Origin of the sequence: Geoalkalibacter ferrihydriticus DSM 17813, assembly GCF_000820505.1 — a bacterium.
In the GTDB taxonomy this organism is placed as follows: domain Bacteria; phylum Desulfobacterota; class Desulfuromonadia; order Desulfuromonadales; family Geoalkalibacteraceae; genus Geoalkalibacter; species Geoalkalibacter ferrihydriticus.
Window position 1 is genome coordinate 223,215 of sequence record NZ_JWJD01000004.1, and the last position, 18,285, is coordinate 241,499.

Annotated in this window: 20 protein-coding genes; 18 read left to right on the forward strand and 2 right to left on the reverse strand. The window is 63.8% G+C overall.

Features of this window, described 5'->3' with window-relative positions; genetic code table 11:
* Positions 1-3: 3 nt before the first annotated feature.
* The 18 genes from cobT to cobD all read left to right on the forward strand — a co-directional run bounded on the left by cobT (position 4) and on the right by cobD (position 16,856).
* A complete protein-coding gene (gene cobT, locus GFER_RS12055) occupies positions 4-1,065 on the forward strand; it encodes a nicotinate-nucleotide--dimethylbenzimidazole phosphoribosyltransferase (protein WP_040099905.1) in 1,062 nt (353 codons plus the stop codon).
* A complete protein-coding gene (gene cobS, locus GFER_RS12060; RefSeq protein ID WP_040099906.1) occupies positions 1,062-1,817 on the forward strand; it encodes an adenosylcobinamide-GDP ribazoletransferase in 756 nt (251 codons plus the stop codon). The genes cobT and cobS overlap by 4 nt, the downstream gene beginning before the upstream one ends.
* Positions 1,817-2,419, forward strand: coding sequence for an alpha-ribazole phosphatase (gene cobC, locus GFER_RS12065; RefSeq protein ID WP_040099976.1), 603 nt, complete (start codon positions 1,817-1,819; stop codon positions 2,417-2,419). The genes cobS and cobC overlap by 1 nt, the downstream gene beginning before the upstream one ends.
* Positions 2,412-3,776, forward strand: coding sequence for a cobyrinate a,c-diamide synthase (locus GFER_RS12070; protein WP_139171912.1), 1,365 nt, complete (start codon positions 2,412-2,414; stop codon positions 3,774-3,776). Before cobC ends, GFER_RS12070 begins: the two co-directional genes overlap by 8 nt.
* Complete coding sequence (locus GFER_RS12075; protein WP_040099907.1) at positions 3,773-4,180, forward strand: sirohydrochlorin chelatase; 408 nt, start codon at positions 3,773-3,775, stop codon at positions 4,178-4,180. Before GFER_RS12070 ends, GFER_RS12075 begins: the two co-directional genes overlap by 4 nt.
* 1 nt (position 4,181) lies before the next feature.
* Positions 4,182-4,826 (forward strand): precorrin-8X methylmutase, encoded by a 645-nt coding sequence (locus GFER_RS12080; RefSeq protein ID WP_040099908.1) that lies wholly within the window; start codon positions 4,182-4,184, stop codon positions 4,824-4,826.
* Positions 4,823-5,563, forward strand: coding sequence for an energy-coupling factor ABC transporter permease (locus GFER_RS19135; RefSeq protein WP_052446343.1), 741 nt, complete (start codon positions 4,823-4,825; stop codon positions 5,561-5,563). The genes GFER_RS12080 and GFER_RS19135 overlap by 4 nt, the downstream gene beginning before the upstream one ends.
* Positions 5,560-5,847 (forward strand): hypothetical protein, encoded by a 288-nt coding sequence (locus tag GFER_RS19370; protein ID WP_040099909.1) that lies wholly within the window; start codon positions 5,560-5,562, stop codon positions 5,845-5,847. Before GFER_RS19135 ends, GFER_RS19370 begins: the two co-directional genes overlap by 4 nt.
* Complete coding sequence (gene cbiQ, locus GFER_RS12095) at positions 5,844-6,614, forward strand: cobalt ECF transporter T component CbiQ (protein WP_040099910.1); 771 nt, start codon at positions 5,844-5,846, stop codon at positions 6,612-6,614. Before GFER_RS19370 ends, cbiQ begins: the two co-directional genes overlap by 4 nt.
* Positions 6,615-6,660: 46 nt before the next feature.
* Positions 6,661-7,515 carry an energy-coupling factor ABC transporter ATP-binding protein gene (locus GFER_RS12100; protein WP_040099911.1) on the forward strand — a complete coding sequence of 285 codons (855 nt, stop codon included), beginning with the start codon at positions 6,661-6,663 and terminating at the stop codon, positions 7,513-7,515.
* Between the two features lie 4 nt (positions 7,516-7,519).
* The gene (cbiD, locus tag GFER_RS12105) at positions 7,520-8,617 is read left to right on the forward strand and encodes a cobalt-precorrin-5B (C(1))-methyltransferase CbiD (protein WP_052446344.1); all 1,098 of its coding nucleotides are present in this window, start codon (positions 7,520-7,522) and stop codon (positions 8,615-8,617) included.
* Positions 8,614-9,828, forward strand: coding sequence for a bifunctional cobalt-precorrin-7 (C(5))-methyltransferase/cobalt-precorrin-6B (C(15))-methyltransferase (locus tag GFER_RS12110; RefSeq protein WP_040099912.1), 1,215 nt, complete (start codon positions 8,614-8,616; stop codon positions 9,826-9,828). Before cbiD ends, GFER_RS12110 begins: the two co-directional genes overlap by 4 nt.
* Positions 9,825-10,532 carry a precorrin-2 C(20)-methyltransferase gene (gene cobI / locus GFER_RS12115; protein ID WP_040099913.1) on the forward strand — a complete coding sequence of 236 codons (708 nt, stop codon included), beginning with the start codon at positions 9,825-9,827 and terminating at the stop codon, positions 10,530-10,532. The genes GFER_RS12110 and cobI overlap by 4 nt, the downstream gene beginning before the upstream one ends.
* 12 nt (positions 10,533-10,544) lie before the next feature.
* Positions 10,545-11,318 (forward strand): precorrin-4 C(11)-methyltransferase, encoded by a 774-nt coding sequence (gene cobM / locus GFER_RS12120; RefSeq protein WP_200889320.1) that lies wholly within the window; start codon positions 10,545-10,547, stop codon positions 11,316-11,318.
* Positions 11,319-11,360: 42 nt separating this feature from the next.
* Complete coding sequence (locus GFER_RS12125) at positions 11,361-12,404, forward strand: cobalt-precorrin 5A hydrolase (RefSeq protein WP_040099915.1); 1,044 nt, start codon at positions 11,361-11,363, stop codon at positions 12,402-12,404.
* 64 nt (positions 12,405-12,468) lie between these two features.
* A complete protein-coding gene (locus GFER_RS12130; protein WP_052446345.1) occupies positions 12,469-14,847 on the forward strand; it encodes a cobyric acid synthase in 2,379 nt (792 codons plus the stop codon).
* The gene (gene cbiB / locus GFER_RS12135; RefSeq protein WP_040099916.1) at positions 14,832-15,770 is read left to right on the forward strand and encodes an adenosylcobinamide-phosphate synthase CbiB; all 939 of its coding nucleotides are present in this window, start codon (positions 14,832-14,834) and stop codon (positions 15,768-15,770) included. Before GFER_RS12130 ends, cbiB begins: the two co-directional genes overlap by 16 nt.
* An 18-nt stretch (positions 15,771-15,788) precedes the next feature.
* Entirely contained in the window at positions 15,789-16,856 is a 1,068-nt protein-coding gene (gene cobD / locus GFER_RS12140) for a threonine-phosphate decarboxylase CobD (protein ID WP_040099917.1), read from the forward strand.
* Positions 16,857-16,929: 73 nt separating this feature from the next.
* Here the strand turns inward: cobD and GFER_RS17790 are convergent, their stop codons facing one another.
* Positions 16,930-17,382, reverse strand: coding sequence for a hypothetical protein (locus GFER_RS17790; RefSeq protein WP_052446346.1), 453 nt, complete (start codon positions 17,380-17,382; stop codon positions 16,930-16,932).
* Positions 17,383-17,487: 105 nt separating this feature from the next.
* Positions 17,488-18,237 (reverse strand): TIGR03915 family putative DNA repair protein, encoded by a 750-nt coding sequence (locus GFER_RS12150; protein ID WP_040099919.1) that lies wholly within the window; start codon positions 18,235-18,237, stop codon positions 17,488-17,490.
* Positions 18,238-18,285 lie beyond the last annotated feature (48 nt).

An 18,285-nucleotide genomic window follows, 5' to 3' on the forward strand; every position in this document is an offset into this window, starting at 1 on the left:
ATCATGCCCTCGCCGACTCTGGCCCGCACCCTGGCCTCCATTCGCCCCGTCGACCTTGACCGCATGGCCGCCGTGCAGGCGCGCATGGATCGCCAGACCAAGCCGCGCGGCTCCCTCGGGCGACTTGAAGAGTTCGCCCGACGCTTTGTGGCCATCACCGGCCGCGAAGACATCCGCCGCAAGGAAATCTATACCTTTGCCGGAGATCACGGCGTGGCCGCGGAAGGGGTGAGCGCCTTCCCCCCCGAGGTCACACCGCAGATGGTTTACAACTTTCTCGCCGGCGGTGCCGGGGTCAACGCCCTGGCCCGCCATGCCGGCGCGGAGGTGCGGGTGGTGGACATGGGCGTCGATCATGATTTCGGCGAATTGCCGGGGCTCATCCATCGCAAAATCGCCCGCGGCACGGCCAATTTGCGGCGCGGTCCAGCCATGACGCGCGACCAGGCGATTGAAGCCCTGGAGGCGGGTATCGCCCTGGCCAATGCAGCGGCGGATGCCGGGGTCGATCTGCTCGGCACCGGCGATATGGGCATCGCCAACACCACGCCCTCGGCGGCGATTGCCGCGGTCTTCAGCGGCCTGCCACCGACCCAGGTCACCCATCGCGGCACGGGTATCGATGATCAGTCCCTGCTGCGCAAGATTGCGGTCATCGAAGAGGGCATCGCGATCAATGCTCCCAATCCGCAGAATCCGCTGGATGTCCTGGCCAAGGTCGGCGGATTCGAAATCGGCGGCATCGCCGGACTGGTGCTGGGCGGCGCCGCCCGCTCGATACCAGTAGTGGTGGACGGCTTCATCTCCACCGCCGGCGCGCTCATCGCCTGCGAGATGCATCCGCAGGTGCGCGAATACATTTTCGCCGCGCATCGCTCGGTGGAAGTCGGCCATGCCGTCATGCTCGAGCGCATGGCGCAGCAGCCGATCCTCGATCTGCAGATGCGCCTCGGCGAAGGCACGGGCGCGGCTCTGGCCATGAGCCTCATCGAGGCCGCCCTGCGCGGCTTGCGTGAAATCCAGACATTCGACCAGGCAGGGGTTACTCAGGGGAGGGATCAATGAAACGCGAATGGCAGGAGGTGCGCCTCGCCGGTGCCTTTCTTACCGTCTTTCCGGTGGCGCGCAATCTGGAAACGACCCCGGAGAGACTCGGGCGCAGCCTGGCTTTTTTCCCCGCCGTCGGCCTCTTAATCGGCCTCGGCCTGGTCGTGCTCAACTGGGCGCTGGGCGCCTTTCTGCCGCGGGCGGTGCTTGATTGCCTGCTGATTCTGACTCTGATCGCCGCCACCGGCGCGTTGCATCTCGACGGGATCGCCGATCTCCTCGACGGGCTGGCCGGCGGCAAAGACCGCGAGGGCATCCTGCGCATCATGAAAGACAGTCGCGTCGGCGCCATGGGCGCAGTCGGGCTGATCATGGTGCTGCTGCTCAAGTATCTGTCGCTCTACAACGTACCCGAAGAATTCAAATCAGCGGCGCTGCTCTTCATGCCCTGCGCCGGGCGCTGGGTCCAGGTCGTGTTGGCGTCCTTCTGCCGCTACATCCGCCCCGAAGGGGGCACGGGGGGCGCCTTTGTCGACCATGCCGGCGAACGCGAATTTCTCATCGGCACAGTCACCCTGCTCCTGGCCGGTCTGGTGCTGTTCGGCCTGAAAGGCATCTTTCTGGTGTTTCTCATCGGCTTGTCGGCCATGGTCCTGATCCGCTTTTTCGAAGCGCGTCTCGGCGGTGTCACCGGCGACGTGCTCGGCGCGGCCACCGAAGCTGTCGAAGTATTGACTCTGCTCTTAGTGCTGGCGGTGATGTCCCCATGATGACCGAACACACCCGCCTCTATCTCATCCGCCACGGCCAGGTGGAAGGCTTCGGCAACAAGCGCTATAACGGCCAAGCCGATGTCGCCCTCACGACCTTCGGCCGCGAACAGTCGCAAGCCCTGGGTGCGCGCTTGGCCGAGGCACCCCTGGCAGCCGTCTACACCAGCGATTTGTCGCGCTGCGTCTTTGCCGCCGAGTGCCTGGCCGCGCCCCATGGACTGCAGGCGGTTCGCGTGCCCGAGGTGCGTGAACTGCACATCGGCGCATGGGAGGGGCGCACCTGGCAGGAGTTGCAAGAGCTTTACCCGGAGCAATGGCAGGCACGGCTCAACGATCTGGTTCATTACCGCGTCCCCGGCGGCGAGAGTCTCGCGGAAATGGCACAGCGGGTGCGCCCGGCCCTGCAACGCATCATTGAGCGACATCGCGGCGAAGAGGTCGCCCTGGTCGGCCATGGCGGCGTCAACCGAGTGATTCTCCTTGATGCCATCGGCGCGCCCCTCACGCAGATGTTCGCTGTCGAGCAGGATTATGGCTGCCTCAATATCATCGACTATTTCGCCGACGGCAACGCGGTGGTGAAACGGCTCAATGGCTGAAGCGATTCCAACCTTTCTCATCGCCGCTCCCGCCAGCGGCTGCGGCAAGACCACCCTGACCCTGGCGCTGCTCGCCGCCTTGCGCCGCCGCGAGCTGCGCGTGGCGCCCTTCAAGGTCGGCCCCGACTTCATCGATCCCGGCCATCATGCCGCCGCCTGTGGCCGTGCCTCGCGCAATCTCGACAGCTGGATGTGCGGCACGAACTACGTCCGCGACACCTTTCGCCGTGCCTGCGTGGGGGCCGATGTGGCGGTGATTGAAGGAGTCATGGGACTGTTTGACGGCGCTTCAGGCAGTGACGACGCCGGCAGCAGCGCCGCAATCGCCCGCCTACTCGATGCCCGGGTGCTGCTGGTCATCGACGCCCGCGCCCAGGCGCGCAGTGCCGCGGCTCTCGTACAAGGCTTCACCCGCTTCGACCCGCGCCTGAAATTCGCCGGAATCCTCTGCAACCGGGTCGGCAGTCCCCGTCACGCCGAACTGCTGCATGACGCCCTCGCCTCGGTCCCCGACCTGCCGCCGCTGCTCGGCTGTCTGCCGCGGGAAGAAGCGCTGAGCCTGCCCGAACGCCATCTGGGCCTGGTCACCGCCGGGGACGCGCGGCGCGATGAGAGCTTCTACCAACACCTCGCCGAATGGCTGGAAAGCCACGTCGATCTGAACCCGATTTTTCCATCGGACCCATCGGGACCATTGGCGCCATGCGTTTCACCCGCGCACAGACCTCCCAGAGCCCGCATCGCCGTGGCCCGGGATGAGGCCTTCTGCTTCTACTATCCGGACAACCTCGAACTGCTCGAGGCGGCCGGTGCCGAGCTGGTCTTCTTCTCGCCCCTGCGCGACACGCGCCTGCCGCAAGGAATCCACGGGCTGTACCTGGGCGGCGGCTATCCTGAATTGCACGCGGAAAAACTTGCGGCCAATACCCACCTGCTCGCCGATATCCGCCGGGCCGCCGACCAGGAACTGCCCATCTACGCCGAATGCGGCGGCTTCATGCTGCTGTCGCAAAGCATCGACGAGTACCCCATGGCCGGGGTGTTTCCCGCCCATGCGCGCCTGCTGAAAAAACGCAGGGCGCTGGGCTACCGCGAGGTGACTCTGACTGCCGATTCGCTGCTGGGTCCCGCGGGCACCTGCCTGCGCGGCCACGAATTCCATTATTCGGAGATGGAGATGCCGCCCGAGGTGCCGCGCCAGTACCGGCTGAGTCGGCGTGGCGGTGAGGACCTTGCGGACGAAGGCTATCGCCGCCGCAACGTACTGGGCAGCTACATCCACCTGCATTTCGGCAGCCATCCATCGGTTGCCGAACATTTTGTCAATTTCTGTCGCAAAGGAGTTCAATCCCCATGAAAACCGCCATTTTGCTCATGGGCCACGGCTCACGCATTCCCGCCGCCAACGAGGCCCTGCACGCCATTGCCGCCATGGTGCGCGAGTGCACCGGCTTCGAGATCGTCGAAGTTTCGTTCCGCGAGCAGCACGCCCCCAACATCCAGAAAGGCATTGATGCCTGTGTCGCGCAAGGCGCGCAGCGCGTTCTGCTCTATCCCTATTTTCTCTTTGCCGGCGCCCATGTGCTCGAGGATCTGCCGGCGGAAATGGAAGAGGCGGCACGCCGTTATCCCGGCCTGGTTATGGCCCTGGGTGAGCCCCTCGGGGTGCACGCCAAACTCGGCGAAATCGTGTGCGAACGCATCGAGGATGCCATGACGCGCGCCGGCTGGGATGCTCCGGCCAAGATGGCGGCGCGCTAAGATGACTATGAACGACGGCGAAATCATCCTCGACCCCGCGGCCATTGAAACACAGAGCTTTGCCATCATTGATGCCGAGGTCGGCGCGCACACCTATACGGCCCGGCAATGGCCTATCGTGCGCCGGGTGATCCACACCACCGCCGATTTCGACTTTGCCCGCGCCACCTGGTTTTCCCCCGACGCACTGGAGACCGGGCTTGCCGCCCTGCGCAACGGCGCGCGAATACTGTGCGATACCAACATGGTCATGGCCGGCGTGAACAAAACGCGTCTCGCCACTCTGGGTGGCAGCCTCAGCTGCCATGTGGCCGATGCCGATGTCGCCGCCGAAGCACGCGCCCAAGGCATCACCCGCTCGCTTCTCGCCACGCGCAAGGGAGTCGCCGCCGGTGCTTCGATCTTTCTCATCGGCAACGCGCCCACCGCCCTCTATGAACTGCTGCGCCTGGCGCGCAGCGGCGCGGTGCAACCGGCACTGGTGGTCGGGGTTCCGGTGGGCTTCGTCGGCGCGCAGGAGTCAAAAGAAGCGCTGGTTGCCGCGGGCCTGCCGGCCATCGTCTGCCGGGGCCGCAAGGGGGGTTCGGCGATTGCGGCAGCAATCCTCAACGCGCTGATGATTCTCGCCGAGGAAAGTCAACCATGAGTCCTTACCGAATTTTCGCGGGCGTCGCGCTGCTGACGCTCTTGATCCCTGCCCCCGCGGCAGCCATGCACATCTCCGAAGGCATCCTGCCCGCGGGCTGGGCGTTGTTCTGGTTTCTCGCGGCGGCGCCCTTCGTCGCCCTGGGCGTGCGCCAGATCAACCGGCGCAAACAGATCGATCCCATGTACATCCCTCTGCTCGGCATTTTTGGCGCCGCGGTATTCGTCTTCAGCTGCTTCCCCATCCCGGTGCCGGTCGCCGGCAGCACCGCGCATCCGGCGGGTACGGGCCTCAGTGCGATTTTCCTCGGCCCCTTTGCCAGCGTGGTCGTTGCCTTCGTCTCGCTGCTGCTGCAGGCACTGTTTCTCGCCCACGGCGGACTGACCACCCTGGGCGGCAACACCTTTTCCATGGGCGTGGTCGGCAGCTTCGGCGCTTTCGGCGCTTTTCTCCTGGTGCGCCGTCTGGGCCTGCCTCTGTTCTGGTGCGGATTCGCCGCAGGCGTGGCGGCGGATCTGCTCACCTACCTGAGCACTTCGCTGGAACTGGCCCTGGCTCTGCACGGCGATCTTTCCTTCTGGCTTGTCCTCGGGCAGATCTATCTGGCTTTCATGCCCACGCAGATTCCCCTGGCGCTCCTCGAAGGGGCGGTCACCGGCGGCATTCTGGTCTATGTGCGCAAAAACCGTCCCGACATCCTGCGCAGGGTCGGCCTGGTCAAGGAGGCGAGGGCATGAAAAAGGGTTTGGCTCTACTGGTTCTTCTGGTCACTCTCCTGGGCACGGCCGCAGCCTTCGGCGAAGACGAGGAGCCCCGCTGGGCGGGCGTCGATGAAACCGTGGTGGAAAAATTCGCCCGCGATCTCGGCCGTGAGCCACGCGATTCCCTCATCGACACGGACCAGGGCGATCTGCTGCTGTTTTTCTTCACTCTGGCAGGGGCAACCGGCGGCTTCATCATGGGCTACTACTGGCACAAGGTCTTTGTCGCCGGGAAGCAGGAGACCCCACCGCGCGGATGAGCGGCGCTCACTCTTTCATCGATGCCCAGGGCGACAGCCGGCGCCTGTTGGTCGTGCTGGACGGCCGTGTCAAACTGGCCCTGCTGCTCGCGGCCCTGCTCGTCAACCTCATCGCGGGGGGGCTGCGGGCGCCGTTGCTGCTGCTGGTTCTGGCCCTGGTTCTGATCCCGGCAGCCGGCGTACCGCTACGCACCTTCGCGCGACGCATGGCAATGCCGGCACTCATCGCCCTGGTGGCCCTCGTCACCCAGTTGTTCTGGGTTAAACAGGGCAATGAACTCCTGCAGGTGCCCCTGTTTTTCTGGGAATGGAGCATCACCAGCGGCGGCATCCAGCGCGGTCTGGAGTTGGCCTCACGCATCCTCGGCGGCATGAGCGTGCTGCTGTTTTTCGCCCTGACCACGCCGCTTCCCGAACTGCTACGCGCCGCGCGCTTCTTCCGTTGCCCGCCGGTGCTGGTGGAGTTGGCCATGATCATGTATCGTTATATCTTCCTGCTGCTGGAAGAAGGGGTGCGCATCCGTAACGCGCAGCGAAGCCGTCTGGGTTATGCCGATCTGCGCAGCAGCCTGCGCTCCTCGGGGATTCTCGGCGGAATGCTGATTCTGCGCACCTTTGATCGCGCCGAACGCAATTTTTCCGCCATGCTCTGTCGCGGCTACCGCGACGCCCTCACCGGCGTCACCCTCCGCCCTGTGCAAAAGCACGACTGGATCGCCCTGGCCCTTGGCCTAGTGCTCCTGGCCGCAATTTTCGCGCTGCGCTGAGATTTCTTGTCTTCGCTTTTCCACCACTGACAAATGACGGTTTTCCATGCCCCTGATCAGAACTGAAAATCTGCATTACACCTACGAGGACGGCACACCTGCCCTCAACGGCATCAATCTGGACATAGAAGCGGGCGAGTTTCTCGCCGTGCTCGGCTCCAACGGCAGCGGCAAGACGACTCTGATCAAACATCTCAACGGCCTGCTGCGCCCCACTCTCGGCCGGGTGCTGTTCGACGACAAGCCCATCGAAAGCGTCGCGGAGCGCGAGGTTTTCAGCCGCATCGGCATCGTTTTTCAGGATCCCAACGATCAGCTTTTCGCCTCTACCGTCGAGGAAGACGTCGCCTTCGGCCCGACGAATATGGGTCTGGCCCCGCAGCAGATCAAAGAGCGCGTGCATGAAGCCCTGCACCGTGTCGGCATGGAAGACTTCGCCCGCAAATCCATCCACGCCCTCTCCCATGGACAGAAAAAACGCATCTGCATCGCCGGCATCCTCGCCATGGCGCCGCAGGTGATCGTGCTCGACGAACCCACGGCGGGGCTCGATCCCATGGGGGTACACTCCCTCATGCACCTGCTCGAAGACCTCAACAAGAAGCAGGGCGTGACCATGATCATGGCCACTCACGTGGTCGATCTGGTGCCCCTGTTCATGAGCAAGATCGCCATTCTGAGCAGGGGGCGAGTGCTGCGTTCCGGCACTCCGGTCGAGGTGTTCGGCGATCCCGAGGCCATCGAGAAGGCCAAACTGCACCTGCCGCTCATCGCCGAGTTGATGAACATTCTCAAAACCCGCGATCACGTCAAGCTGCACCATATTCCCCTCACCGTCGGCGAGGCGCGACATGAAATTCTTCGCTTGCTGTCGGTGCAGGATGTCATTGAGCGGGTCTAACAAAATGAGACGCACTCTGCGCAGCGGTTTCACCACCGGCGCCTGCGCGGCCGCCGCCGCCAAAGGCGCGGCGTTGATGCTGCGTGAGCAACGCCGCCGCGACCAGGCGGAACTGACTCTGCCGACGGGTTGCAAGGCGACCTTCGTTCTCAACGGCCAGCATTTCGACGACGAGCGAGCCGCCTGTTTTGTCATCAAAGATGCCGGCGATGATCCGGACGTCACCCATGGCGTTGCAATCCATGCTCAGGTCTCTCTGGTGCAGAGTGAAGGGGATATTCTCATCGACGGCGGCACGGGCATCGGTCGCGTCACCAAACCGGGGCTGGCGGTTCCGGTCGGCGAGTGGGCCATCAACCCGGTGCCGCGGCGCATGATCAGAGAGGCTGTACTGGAAGTTTTCCCCTCTCTCCCCGCCCGGCTCATCCCGCGCGTAACCCTCAGCATTCCCGACGGGGAACAGCGCGCGGCAAAAACTCTCAATGCCCGCCTCGGCATCCTCGGGGGGCTCTCCATCCTCGGCACCACCGGGGTGGTCAGGCCCATATCGCATCAGGCCTGGACCGACACTCTGGAAGTGGCCCTCGACGTGGCCCGCGCCGCCGACTGCGCGCGGGTCGTTCTGAGTACCGGCCGCACCAGTGAGCAGGCGGCCCAGGCAGCATTGAACGGGAGGGAAGAAGCTTACATCATGATGGGCGATTTCACCGCCTATACCCTTGATGCCTGCCACCGCAAGGGCTTCGCGGGCGTCATCCTTTCCGCGCAGTTCGCCAAACTGGTCAAGATCGCCTGCGGCGAGGATCACACCCATGTGCGCAACGCGCGCCTGGACCTGGCGCAATTGGCGGACTGGGCGCGCACCCTCGGCCTTGACGGAACCCTGATTAAAAAGATAGAGTTTGCCAACACCGCACGGGAGGTTTTCGTCGAATTGGGCGCGAACCACCCCCTGGTCGACGCAGTCGCGCGCCGCGCCCTGAGCTGGATCAGTCGGCGTATCCCCGGTGCGGATCCCGGCCTCCTGCTGGTCGGCTATGACGGCCGGGAGGCGCGCCGTTTTGGCTCCACATGGCTTTTTGCAGAAGGGACAGTTCCATGAACAAGAAAATTTACGTCATCGGCGCCGGTGTCGAGGGCCATGAGGGTTTCGGTTCCCGCTCGTTGGATCTGATTGCCCAGGCCGCCGTACTCATCGGCGGCGAACGTCAACTCGCACTGTTTCCCGAGCATCCCGGGCGCAAGGTCGCCATCGGCAACAATCTCGCCGAGGTGGTGGATTTGCTCACCAAAACCCAGGAACCGACGGTGGTGCTGACCTCGGGTGATCCCCTGTTTTTCAGCATAGGACGCTATCTGTTGCGCAACCTGCCCAGTGCCGACCTCGAATTCCTCCCCAACGTCAGTTCCGTGCAATACGCCTTTGCCAAGATCAAGGAACCCTGGGACGACGCGGTTTTCATTTCCGCCCACGGACGCGGCCTCAAAAAAGCGGTGGATCGCATTGTCGCCAACGATAAGGCGGCGGTGCTGACCGATGAGATCAACACGCCCAAGGCCATCGCCGAAGAATTGACGGCACGCGGCCGCGACGGCTACGCCGCCTACCTGTGCGAGGAACTGGGCACCACCCGCGAGCGGATCCTCGCCACCGACGTCAAGGGATTGCTGGAGATTGAAGCTGCGCCCCTCAACGTACTCATTCTCATCAAGGAATACGACGCCGAAGGCGACAGCTACATTCCCACCCTGGGCATTCCCGATGAGGCCTTCGCCGCCGTCAAAAAGCTCATCACCAAGGAAGAAGTGCGCGTCATCGCCCTGGCCAAGCTGCAATTGCGCCACGACATGACCCTGTGGGACATCGGCGCCGGCTCGGGTTCGGTGAGTATCGAAGCCGACCATCTGCTGCCCAACGGCCGCATCTTCGCCATCGAACGCAACGCCCAATGTCTGCAATTCATCCGCGAAAATCTCAGAAAATTCAACGCGCGCAACGTGTCCCTGGTCGAAGGAATGGCGCCCGACTGCCTCGAAACCCTGCCCGACCCCGACCGCGTGTTCATCGGCGGCTCCGGCGGCAATCTGTGGAGCATTCTGCAGGCGGTGGATGGCCGCTTGCCCGCCGACGGCCGCATCGTGCTTAACGCCATCACCCTCGACACCCTGACCAGTGCCACGGAATTTTTCGATAATGCCGGCTATGAGGTCGAAGTAACGGCCGTCAACATTTCACGCACCCGACCGCTCACCGACTACAAGATGTTCGAAGCCAACAACCCGGTTTTCGTCATCACGGCCTCCAAGAAATGAGCCTTCAGGTTTTAGCCATCGTCGGTGTCGGCCCCGGCGACCCCGAGTTGGTGACCCTCAAGGCGGCGCGCCTGATTCAGGAAGCCGATGTGGTGATCGCGCCCCTGGGCGACCGCTCCGATGCCAGCATCGCCGAAGGCATCATCGCCGGGCTGGTCGATGCGCCGCGCCAGCAGGTCATCCGCCAGGTCTATCCCATGTCCAAGAACCCCGCGGACATGCAGGAATTCTGGCGCGACGCGGCGCGTCAGGCGGCGCACCTGGTGCGATCCGGAAAAAAAGTGGTCTTCATCACTCTCGGCGACCCCCTGCTCTACAGCACCGCCCTCTATCTGGCCCGCCAACTGCGCGACGAAGCCCCGGAAATTGGGGTGGAATTCGTCTCCGGCGTCTCCTCCATCAATGCCGCCGCCGCCCGCGCCGGCCTGCCCCTGGCCCTGGCCGACGAGCGCCTGGCGGTGCTGCCCGCCACCTTCGAAGGCGACAAGCTGCGTCGCGCCCTGGAAGATTTCGACACGGTGGTGCTGATGAAGGTGCATCGGGTGTTCGAGCGAGTCAGAGCCTTACTCACCGAGATGGGACTGCTGGAAAGCGCCGTTTACCTGCGCCGCATCGGCCTGGCGGACGAACGCATTTTCACCGACCTGCGCCAGGTTACCGAGGAAGACCTCAATTATCTCTCCCTGATCATCGTCCGCAAATAAGGGCGACTGGAGTTGAACGTGTCCACTGTCCTCTTCGTCGGCGCCGGTCCCGGCGACCCGGAACTGATTACCGTCAAGGGCCTCAAGGCCCTGCGCCAAGCCGATCTGGTGGTCTATGCCGGCTCCCTGGTCAACCGCGCGTTGCTCGCCGAACTCAAACCCGGCGCCCGGGCCGTCGACAGCGCGCCCCTGGCCCTGGAGGAGATCGTCGCCTGCATGGCGGAGGCGCTGGCCGCAGGTCGGCAGGTGGTGCGCCTGCACACCGGCGATCCCTGTATTTACGGCGCCATTCAAGAACAGATCGCGGCCCTGGCGGAACACGGCATCGCCGCACAGGTCATCCCCGGCGTCACCGCCGCCTTTGCCGCCGCTGCCGGACTCGGGCAGGAATTGACTCTGCCGGAGGTCTCCCAGACGGTGATCATCAGTCGCCGCGAGGGACGCACCCCGGTGCCCGAGCGCGAGAAGCTTGAAAAAATCGCCGCCCTCGGCGCGACCCTGTGCCTCTACCTGTCCGTGGGCATGATGGAGGAAGTCGTCGCCGATCTGCTCGCCGGCGGAGCCTACGCCCCGTCCACCCCCGTGGCCGTGGTGAGCAAGGCAAGCTGGGCTGATGAGCAGCGGATCGAGGGCACCCTGGGCGACATTACCGAAAAAGTCAGACAGGCCGGTATCAGCCGCCAGGCCGTGATCCTCGTCGGCGAAGTCCTCAACGCACGCCACCAGGGCGTCGGCGAGAAATCAAAACTCTATGATCGAAATTTTGTGCACGGCTTTCGAACCTAAGGGTTTCCACAAAAGACCAAGGACAAAGGACAGCTTTCCACCATGATTGCCATCATCGCCATTACGCCGGGCGGCGCCGAGCTGGCCCGCCGCCTTCAGCGCGAACTGCCTCACAGTCAGGTATTTACACCCGCGCGCCTGGCGCAGGGAGGGGACCAGGTGTTTCATCAGCCCCTTGCCCAAGTGTTACCCGAACTCTTCAGCCAGGCGCGTGGGCTGGTCTGCATCATGGCCACCGGCATCGTTGTGCGCCTGCTGGCGCCGCACCTGCGCAACAAGGCCGAGGATCCGGCGGTGGTCGTCATGGACGAGGCCGGCCGTTTTGCCATCAGTCTGCTCTCCGGGCATCTCGGCGGGGCCAACGATTTGGCTCGGCAAACAGCCGCGGCGGTGGGTGCGCAGGCGGTCATCACCACCGCCACGGACGTCAACGGCCTGATGGCCTGGGACGACATTGCGCGCCGCGAGCAGTTGGCCATCGAGCCCTTGCGCAACATTCGCCGCCTCAACAGCCTGCTCCTCGAGCGCCGCAACATTGCGCTGGTCGATCGCCGCCACCGTATCAACCATTACTTTCTGCCCCAAAGCGGCGTGACTCTGGTCGCAAACTTCGCCGAGGCCATGCAGAGCCGCTTCGACGGGCAGGTGTTTGTGACCCACCGCCTGCTCGGTGGAAACCAGAACCAGGACAACCTTCTGCTGCTGCGTCCCCGCGATCTTGTGGTGGGCATCGGCTGCAATCGCGGCACCAGCGCCGAGGAAATCGAAGAGGCGGTGCGCAGCGAGTTCGCCGCCGCTTTTCTCTCCCCGTCAAGCATCGCCGCAGTTGCCAGCATCGAAGACAAATGTGATGAAGCAGGGTTGGTGAGCTTTACCAAAAATCTCGGCGTGCCCCTGCAGTTGTTTTCCGCCGCCGAACTCAATTGCCTGGACGCGCCCTCCGCCCCTTCATCCCACGCCCTCGATGCCGTCGGCGCCAAAGGCGTCTGCGAACCGGCGGCTATGGCCGCAAGCGGTGCCCGCACCCTGCTGATCAAAAAGAAAAAGCACGGCAATGTGACCCTCGCGGTGGCGGAAAAAGGGTGAGTGTCGATGATGGATTGTACATTCGCATATACGAAGACACCCCCCCAAACCGGGTTTTCAACCAATGACCAATGACCAAGGACCAAGAACAGCAGTTGACCCTCAAGGCAAGCTGTCCATCATCGGCCTGGGACCTGGCGGGCCTGAGCATCTGACGCCCGCGGCCCGCGAGGCCCTTGCGCAGGCGCAAGTGGTGGTGGGCTATCAGACGTATATCGATCTGGTGGCATCGCTGCTCAACGGCAAGCAGGTGCGGGCTTCGGGCATGCGCCAGGAGGTGGAGCGGGCGCGCCAGGCTCTGGATGAAGCCGCGCAGGGAAAGCGAGTCGCTTTGATTTCCTCCGGCGATGCGGGCATCTACGGCATGGCCGGACTGGTGCTGGAAATGGCGCAGGGCACCGGTACGGACATCAGGGTCATTCCCGGTGTTTCCGCGGTGCAGGCGGCTGCCGCGGCGCTCGGCGCGCCGCTCATGCATGATTTTGCGGTGATCTCCCTCTCCGACCTGCTCACTCCCTGGGAACTTATCCGGAGCCGGCTGGATGCCGCCGGACAGGCCGATTTCGTCGTCGCTCTCTACAACCCGCGCAGTCACGGCCGCACCACTCAGCTTGACGAAGCGCGGCATATTCTGCTGCGCCACCGACACCCGGAAACGCCCGTAGGCATCGTGCGCCATGCCGGGCGCGGCGCTCAAGAGCAATCCTGGGTGGGGCAGCTCGCTTCGTTTGACGACAGTGCGGTGGACATGAGCACCCTGGTGATCATCGGCAACAGCCGCACCTTTGTCGATGAAGGCGGCCGCATGATCACGCCACGGGGCTATGAAAAACGCTATGAGGTCGCCGGACGCCGAACGCCGCAAAAGGCAGCGGCAAAGAGTCAATCCCTCAGCCCGGAATCCTCATCCGCCCGGGCCCTGTTCATCGGCGGCACCGGCTCGGACGTGGGCAAAAGCGTCATCACCGCCGGTCTGTGCCGCCTGTTCAAACGCCGCGGCCTGTCGGTGGCGCCCTTCAAGGCGCAGAACATGGCTCTCAATTCGGCGGTCACCCCGGAGGGCGGCGAGATCGGCCGCGCCCAGGCGCTGCAGGCGGCGGCCTGCGGCCTCGAACCCCATACCGACATGAATCCCATTCTGCTCAAACCCACTTCGGAGCAGGGCTCGCAGGTCATCATCCAGGGCCGAGTGCATGGCAATCTGTCGGTGCGCGAGTATCACGCCTTCAAGCCCCAGGCCTTCGCCCGAGTGCGGGAGAGCTTCACCCGCCTGGCCGCCGCCCACGACCTGATCGTCATGGAAGGCGCGGGCAGCATTGCCGAAATCAACCTCAGAGCGCACGACATCACCAACCTCAAAGCCGCGGCCCTGGCCCAGGCTCCCGTGTTGTTGGTCGCCGATATCGACCGTGGCGGAGTGTTCGCCGCCATTGTCGGCACCCTGGAACTGCTCAATAGCGAAGAGCGGGCTCTCATCGCCGGTGTCATCATCAACCGTTTTCGCGGCGATCCGAGTCTGCTCGCTCCGGGCATCAGCGAGATCGAGGCGCGCACCGGGGTACCGGTGCTCGGCGTGGTTCCCTGGATCGAGCTGAAGCTGCCGCAAGAGGACTCGGTGGCTCTGATCCACAAAAAAAAGCGCGGCGGTGAGCGCCCCCTGCGCATTGCCGTGGTTCGCCTGCCGCGCCTTTCCAATTACACGGACTTCGACCCCCTGGAAAACGAGCCGGACGTAGACCTGCTTTACGTCACCGAGGCCGAACAACTGGCGGGCTGCGACCTGGTAATCCTGCCCGGCAGCAAGAACACCCTGGAGGATCTCGCCTGGCTGCACGACAACGGGTTGGCAGCGGCGCTGCTCGCCCATCACCGCGACGGCGGCAGAGTCATCGGCATTTGCGGCGGCTTTCAGATGCTCGGCCGCACCCTCGGCGATCCCAACGGCGTCGAATCCGCGCGCGGCACGATGCCGGGTCTGGAGTTGCTCGATGTCACCACCATCCTGCAGGGCGAAAAGCAGACCCACCGCGTCAGCGCCCGGCCATTGCCCGCCGCTCAGATCCTCGGTCTGGACAACAGCGCCCCTGTGCAAGGCTACGAAATCCACATGGGCGAAACCCGGCGCGGCCCGCAGGTCGAGCCTCTGTTGCAACTGACCCGCTGCACCGACGGCCGCATTCTGGAAGACGGCGCCCTGAGCAGCGACGGCCGGGTGTGGGGGACTTACGTGCATGGCCTGTTCGACAATGCCGCGTTACGCAGCGCCCTGCTCAGGCCCCTGCGGCAAGCACGCCACCTTACCGAGCCGCCGGCTGCCGCACCGAGCCTGGATGCCGAGCTCGACCGTCTTGCCGATCACCTTGCCGCGCATCTCGACCTGGTGCGTATCGGCGCCCTGCTGCACCTCGACCTACAGGAGAATGACTCATGCTTGGCTGGCTGATCCTCGCTGCCTTCGCCCTTGATCTGGTGCTCGCCGAACCGCGCCGGATTCCCCATCCGGTGGTGGGCATCGGACGCCTTATCGAAAAGCTCGAACTGGTCCTGGCAATGCTGCGCAATCGCCGCCTGGCCGGCGTCATCCTGGTGATTCTCACCCTGCTCATCACCGGCGCCGTCACCTGGGGGCTGCTCGCCCTCTTCCATGCCATGCATCCGGTGCTCGGCTTCCTGCTCGGCGTGTGGATCGCCTTTACCACCCTGGCGCTGCGCTCCCTGCACAAGGAAAGCCGTGAAGTGGTGAGTTGGGTGAAAAAAGGCAACCTGCCCGAAGCACGACGCTCCCTCTCGCTGATCGTCGGCCGCGAAACCCGCACCCTCGACGAAGAAGGCATCATCAAGGCCTGCATAGAAACCGTCGCGGAAAACACCTCCGACGGCCTGGTGGCGCCACTGTTCTACCTGTTCATCGGCGGGCCGATCCTTGCCATCCTCTACAAGGCGATCAACACCCTCGACAGTATGGTCGGCTATCTCACCGATCGCTACCGCGAACTGGGCTGGGCGGCGGCCAGGATTGATGATCTGGCCAACTGGATTCCCGCCCGCTTGACCGCCCTGCTGATGATTCTGGCCAGCTTTCCCCTGGGCCTCAACGGCTTCAACGCCCTGCGCATTACCCTGCGCGACGCACGCAAGCACCGCAGCCCCAACGCCGGCTGGCCCGAAGCGGCCGCAGCCGGCGCCCTGGGCGTCCAACTGGGCGGACCGGCGGTGTATTTTGGCGAGAAGGTCGACAAGATCACCCTCGGCGATGCCGAAAAACCCGTCACCATCGCCTGCTACCACCGCATGATTCGCCTCATGTACCTCACCGCCGTCCTGGCTCTGGGATTGGGATTGGCGGTGCTGGGACTGATTTTTTAGCCTTCTCCCGAGTCAGCCATGCAACCTTCTCAACACGGCGGCAACGTCTTGCAAACAGCCCGCGAACTGGGCCTGGAGCCCGAGGCTCTGCGGGATTTTTCCGCCAGCATCAATCCTCTCGGCACGCCGGACGAGGTCATGGCGGCGATTCGCGCCTCCCTTGAGCAGATTCAGCATTATCCTGAAATCGACGGCGCTTCCCTGATCCAGGCCCTCGCCGAGCATCACCAGATGGCGCCCGGACACTTTGTCCCGGGCAGCGGCTCCACCGAACTCATCTACCTGCTGCCGCGTGTGCTGCGGCCACGCCGCGCCCTGCTCCTCGCGCCCTGCTTCAGCGAATACGCACGCAGCCTTGCCCAGATCGGCTGCAGCGTTGATTATCATCTCCTCAGCGCCGAAGATAACTTTCTGTTCGACCCCTTGTCTCTGCTGCACCAGATCCGCCCCGAGACCGATCTCATCGTCCTCGCCAATCCGGGCAATCCCGCAGGCACGGCCCTGGCGCCGCAAGCGCTGCTGGAACTTGCCGCCGGCATACGCGAGCAGGCCCTGCTGCTGGTCGATGAAGCCTTTGTCGATTTCTGTCCCGACCACTCTCTTCTGCCGCACCTCAAACACTGCGACAATGTTCTGGTGCTGCGCTCCTTCACCAAGTTCTACGCCATGCCCGGCCTGCGCGCCGGCTATCTCGCCGGAGCGCCGCATACCCTGGCCCGCCTGGCGCAGGCGCGCGAACCCTGGACCCTTTCCACCCCGGCGCTGGCCGCCGCCCGAGCCTGCCTGGGCGCCGCGGACTTTCGTCGCCACACCCTGAGAGTCATCCCCCAATGGCGCGGCCAATTGCAAAAGGGTCTGCAGGAACTGGGCTGGCGGGTTTTCCCCGGCGAAGCCAACTATCTGCTCGCGCACCTTCCCCCAGGCTCGACCAAGGCGCCGCAGCTTGCAGCCACCTTGCGGGCGCAAGGCATCCTCGTCCGCGATTGCAGCAACTTCGTCGGCCTTGATGAGACCTACGTGCGCGTTGCAGTGCGCCGTCCCGAAGACAACCAGCGCCTGCTCCACGCCCTGCGCACTCTAACCTGAGAATCCAGGACCGAAAAAGGGGACGGATTTATTTTCTGTTCGGGCGGGGACAATACAAAATCAGTTTTCAGAGTCAGTTGAGTTTCTGGCAGGGCAGGTCGATGCGGATGATCTGGCCGCGGCGCTCGATGAAGACGTGCGACTCGATGAGCAAAGGCAGATAGTTCTCCCCCTCGCACTCGATGTCGTAGCCGCCGCTCAGGTCGAGACCGGGGATAAAAGCAGGCACCTGATAGGTGATGTCGCCGACGGTGCAGTGGATCTTGCCGTGCAGTTCACGCTCGCCGGGATCGCGGCGATTGTTGCCGTTGGCGTCGTGAAAGGCGTAGATGACGAGCTTGCCGCGCTCGGTGGGCAAAGGCGGGGCGGGACCGAAGAACAAATCCAGAATATTGCCGCGCTTGCGGGGCTCATGGCCGATGCGAAATTCTTCGCCCTCCGCTGGAACCGCGCCCGCCGGGGAACCCCAGAGATAGAGTCCACAAACCAGCAAGAACCCGACGATGTATGTGATGCGCTGCGCCAAAGAAAGACTCCGTTGCAATCCAGGAATAGCTCAGTATAGCGGCTTTCGGAATTAAATTGCAGGGGGGCTCCGCCGATTTATCTCTGGGCAGCCGCAGGGCCGCCCTCAGCGCGGCTCCATCTCCACCAGATATTTCCAGTATTTCATGGGCATGAAACTTTTCTGTTGACGCGGGTTGGTGCGCTCGGCAATGGCGATGCGCGCAAAAAAAGTCTGCCAGAGCTGCTGCCAGTGCGATTCTTCCGCAGAAAACTGCGGCGAAGCATGGACATCCAGATCGGCCAGCACCCAGCGACCCTCCGCATAAAAAACCCCCTTGCTGCGCCGCACGTCTTGAATCAACCAGCGCTCCTGCCCCAAGCGCTCGGCAAAATGCGGCGCCAGCAGCGGCAGCACGAAATGCTCGGGCTCCAGCGGGGCATAAAGCAACCCCTCGTCCGTTTCACGAAAACGCGCCAGACCCTTGAGGCGATGAGACTCGCGCCGCACCCGCTGCGCCAGGCGCTGCACCTCGGCCACGGCGGGACAGGCCAGGTCGTCATCGAGGCGCCTGCGCACCTTCCAGCCATGGGCCAGATAACGATAAATCGCCATTTCAACGCCGGGAACCTCCGAGAAAAAGGCGTGGCGCACAAAAGTGGCGCTGTCGGGTGAGAGATGCGTACGGATGGCGCTCAGCAGTTGATCGGCACGTTGCAGATCGGTGGCAACCTGCGCCGCAGTGGAAAATAGATCGTCCTGCGCAGGCGCGGCGACACAGATTTCGGTCGGCGTTTCACGCCAGGCGAAGATGCGCTGCAACACACTGAGCAACCCCGCGTAGCTGCCATCGTAGTGATAGGTGAGTTCATCCATGAAGTTTTCCCGCCGGCAGGGGCCTAGCAAGCTGGGCCCCTTGATGTT

What these genes read in the sequence shown, in the direction of transcription:
- cobT (WP_040099905.1), top strand. Translation starts at nt 4, where the DNA reads ATGCCCTCGCCGACTCTGGCCCGCACCCTGGCCTCCATTCGCCCCGTC.
- GFER_RS12150 (WP_040099919.1), bottom strand. Translation starts at nt 18,237, where the DNA reads ATGGATGAACTCACCTATCACTACGATGGCAGCTACGCGGGGTTGCTC.
- cbiQ (WP_040099910.1), top strand. Translation starts at nt 5,844, where the DNA reads ATGAGCGGCGCTCACTCTTTCATCGATGCCCAGGGCGACAGCCGGCGC.
- cobD (WP_040099917.1), top strand. Translation starts at nt 15,789, where the DNA reads ATGCAACCTTCTCAACACGGCGGCAACGTCTTGCAAACAGCCCGCGAA.
- GFER_RS19370 (WP_040099909.1), top strand. Translation starts at nt 5,560, where the DNA reads ATGAAAAAGGGTTTGGCTCTACTGGTTCTTCTGGTCACTCTCCTGGGC.
- GFER_RS12100 (WP_040099911.1), top strand. Translation starts at nt 6,661, where the DNA reads ATGCCCCTGATCAGAACTGAAAATCTGCATTACACCTACGAGGACGGC.
- GFER_RS12125 (WP_040099915.1), top strand. Translation starts at nt 11,361, where the DNA reads ATGATTGCCATCATCGCCATTACGCCGGGCGGCGCCGAGCTGGCCCGC.
- GFER_RS19135 (WP_052446343.1), top strand. Translation starts at nt 4,823, where the DNA reads ATGAGTCCTTACCGAATTTTCGCGGGCGTCGCGCTGCTGACGCTCTTG.
- GFER_RS12070 (WP_139171912.1), top strand. Translation starts at nt 2,412, where the DNA reads ATGGCTGAAGCGATTCCAACCTTTCTCATCGCCGCTCCCGCCAGCGGC.
- cobI (WP_040099913.1), top strand. Translation starts at nt 9,825, where the DNA reads ATGAGCCTTCAGGTTTTAGCCATCGTCGGTGTCGGCCCCGGCGACCCC.
- cobC (WP_040099976.1), top strand. Translation starts at nt 1,817, where the DNA reads ATGACCGAACACACCCGCCTCTATCTCATCCGCCACGGCCAGGTGGAA.
- GFER_RS12075 (WP_040099907.1), top strand. Translation starts at nt 3,773, where the DNA reads ATGAAAACCGCCATTTTGCTCATGGGCCACGGCTCACGCATTCCCGCC.
- GFER_RS12110 (WP_040099912.1), top strand. Translation starts at nt 8,614, where the DNA reads ATGAACAAGAAAATTTACGTCATCGGCGCCGGTGTCGAGGGCCATGAG.
- GFER_RS12080 (WP_040099908.1), top strand. Translation starts at nt 4,182, where the DNA reads ATGACTATGAACGACGGCGAAATCATCCTCGACCCCGCGGCCATTGAA.
- cobS (WP_040099906.1), top strand. Translation starts at nt 1,062, where the DNA reads ATGAAACGCGAATGGCAGGAGGTGCGCCTCGCCGGTGCCTTTCTTACC.
- GFER_RS12130 (WP_052446345.1), top strand. Translation starts at nt 12,469, where the DNA reads ATGACCAATGACCAAGGACCAAGAACAGCAGTTGACCCTCAAGGCAAG.
- cbiD (WP_052446344.1), top strand. Translation starts at nt 7,520, where the DNA reads ATGAGACGCACTCTGCGCAGCGGTTTCACCACCGGCGCCTGCGCGGCC.
- cbiB (WP_040099916.1), top strand. Translation starts at nt 14,832, where the DNA reads ATGCTTGGCTGGCTGATCCTCGCTGCCTTCGCCCTTGATCTGGTGCTC.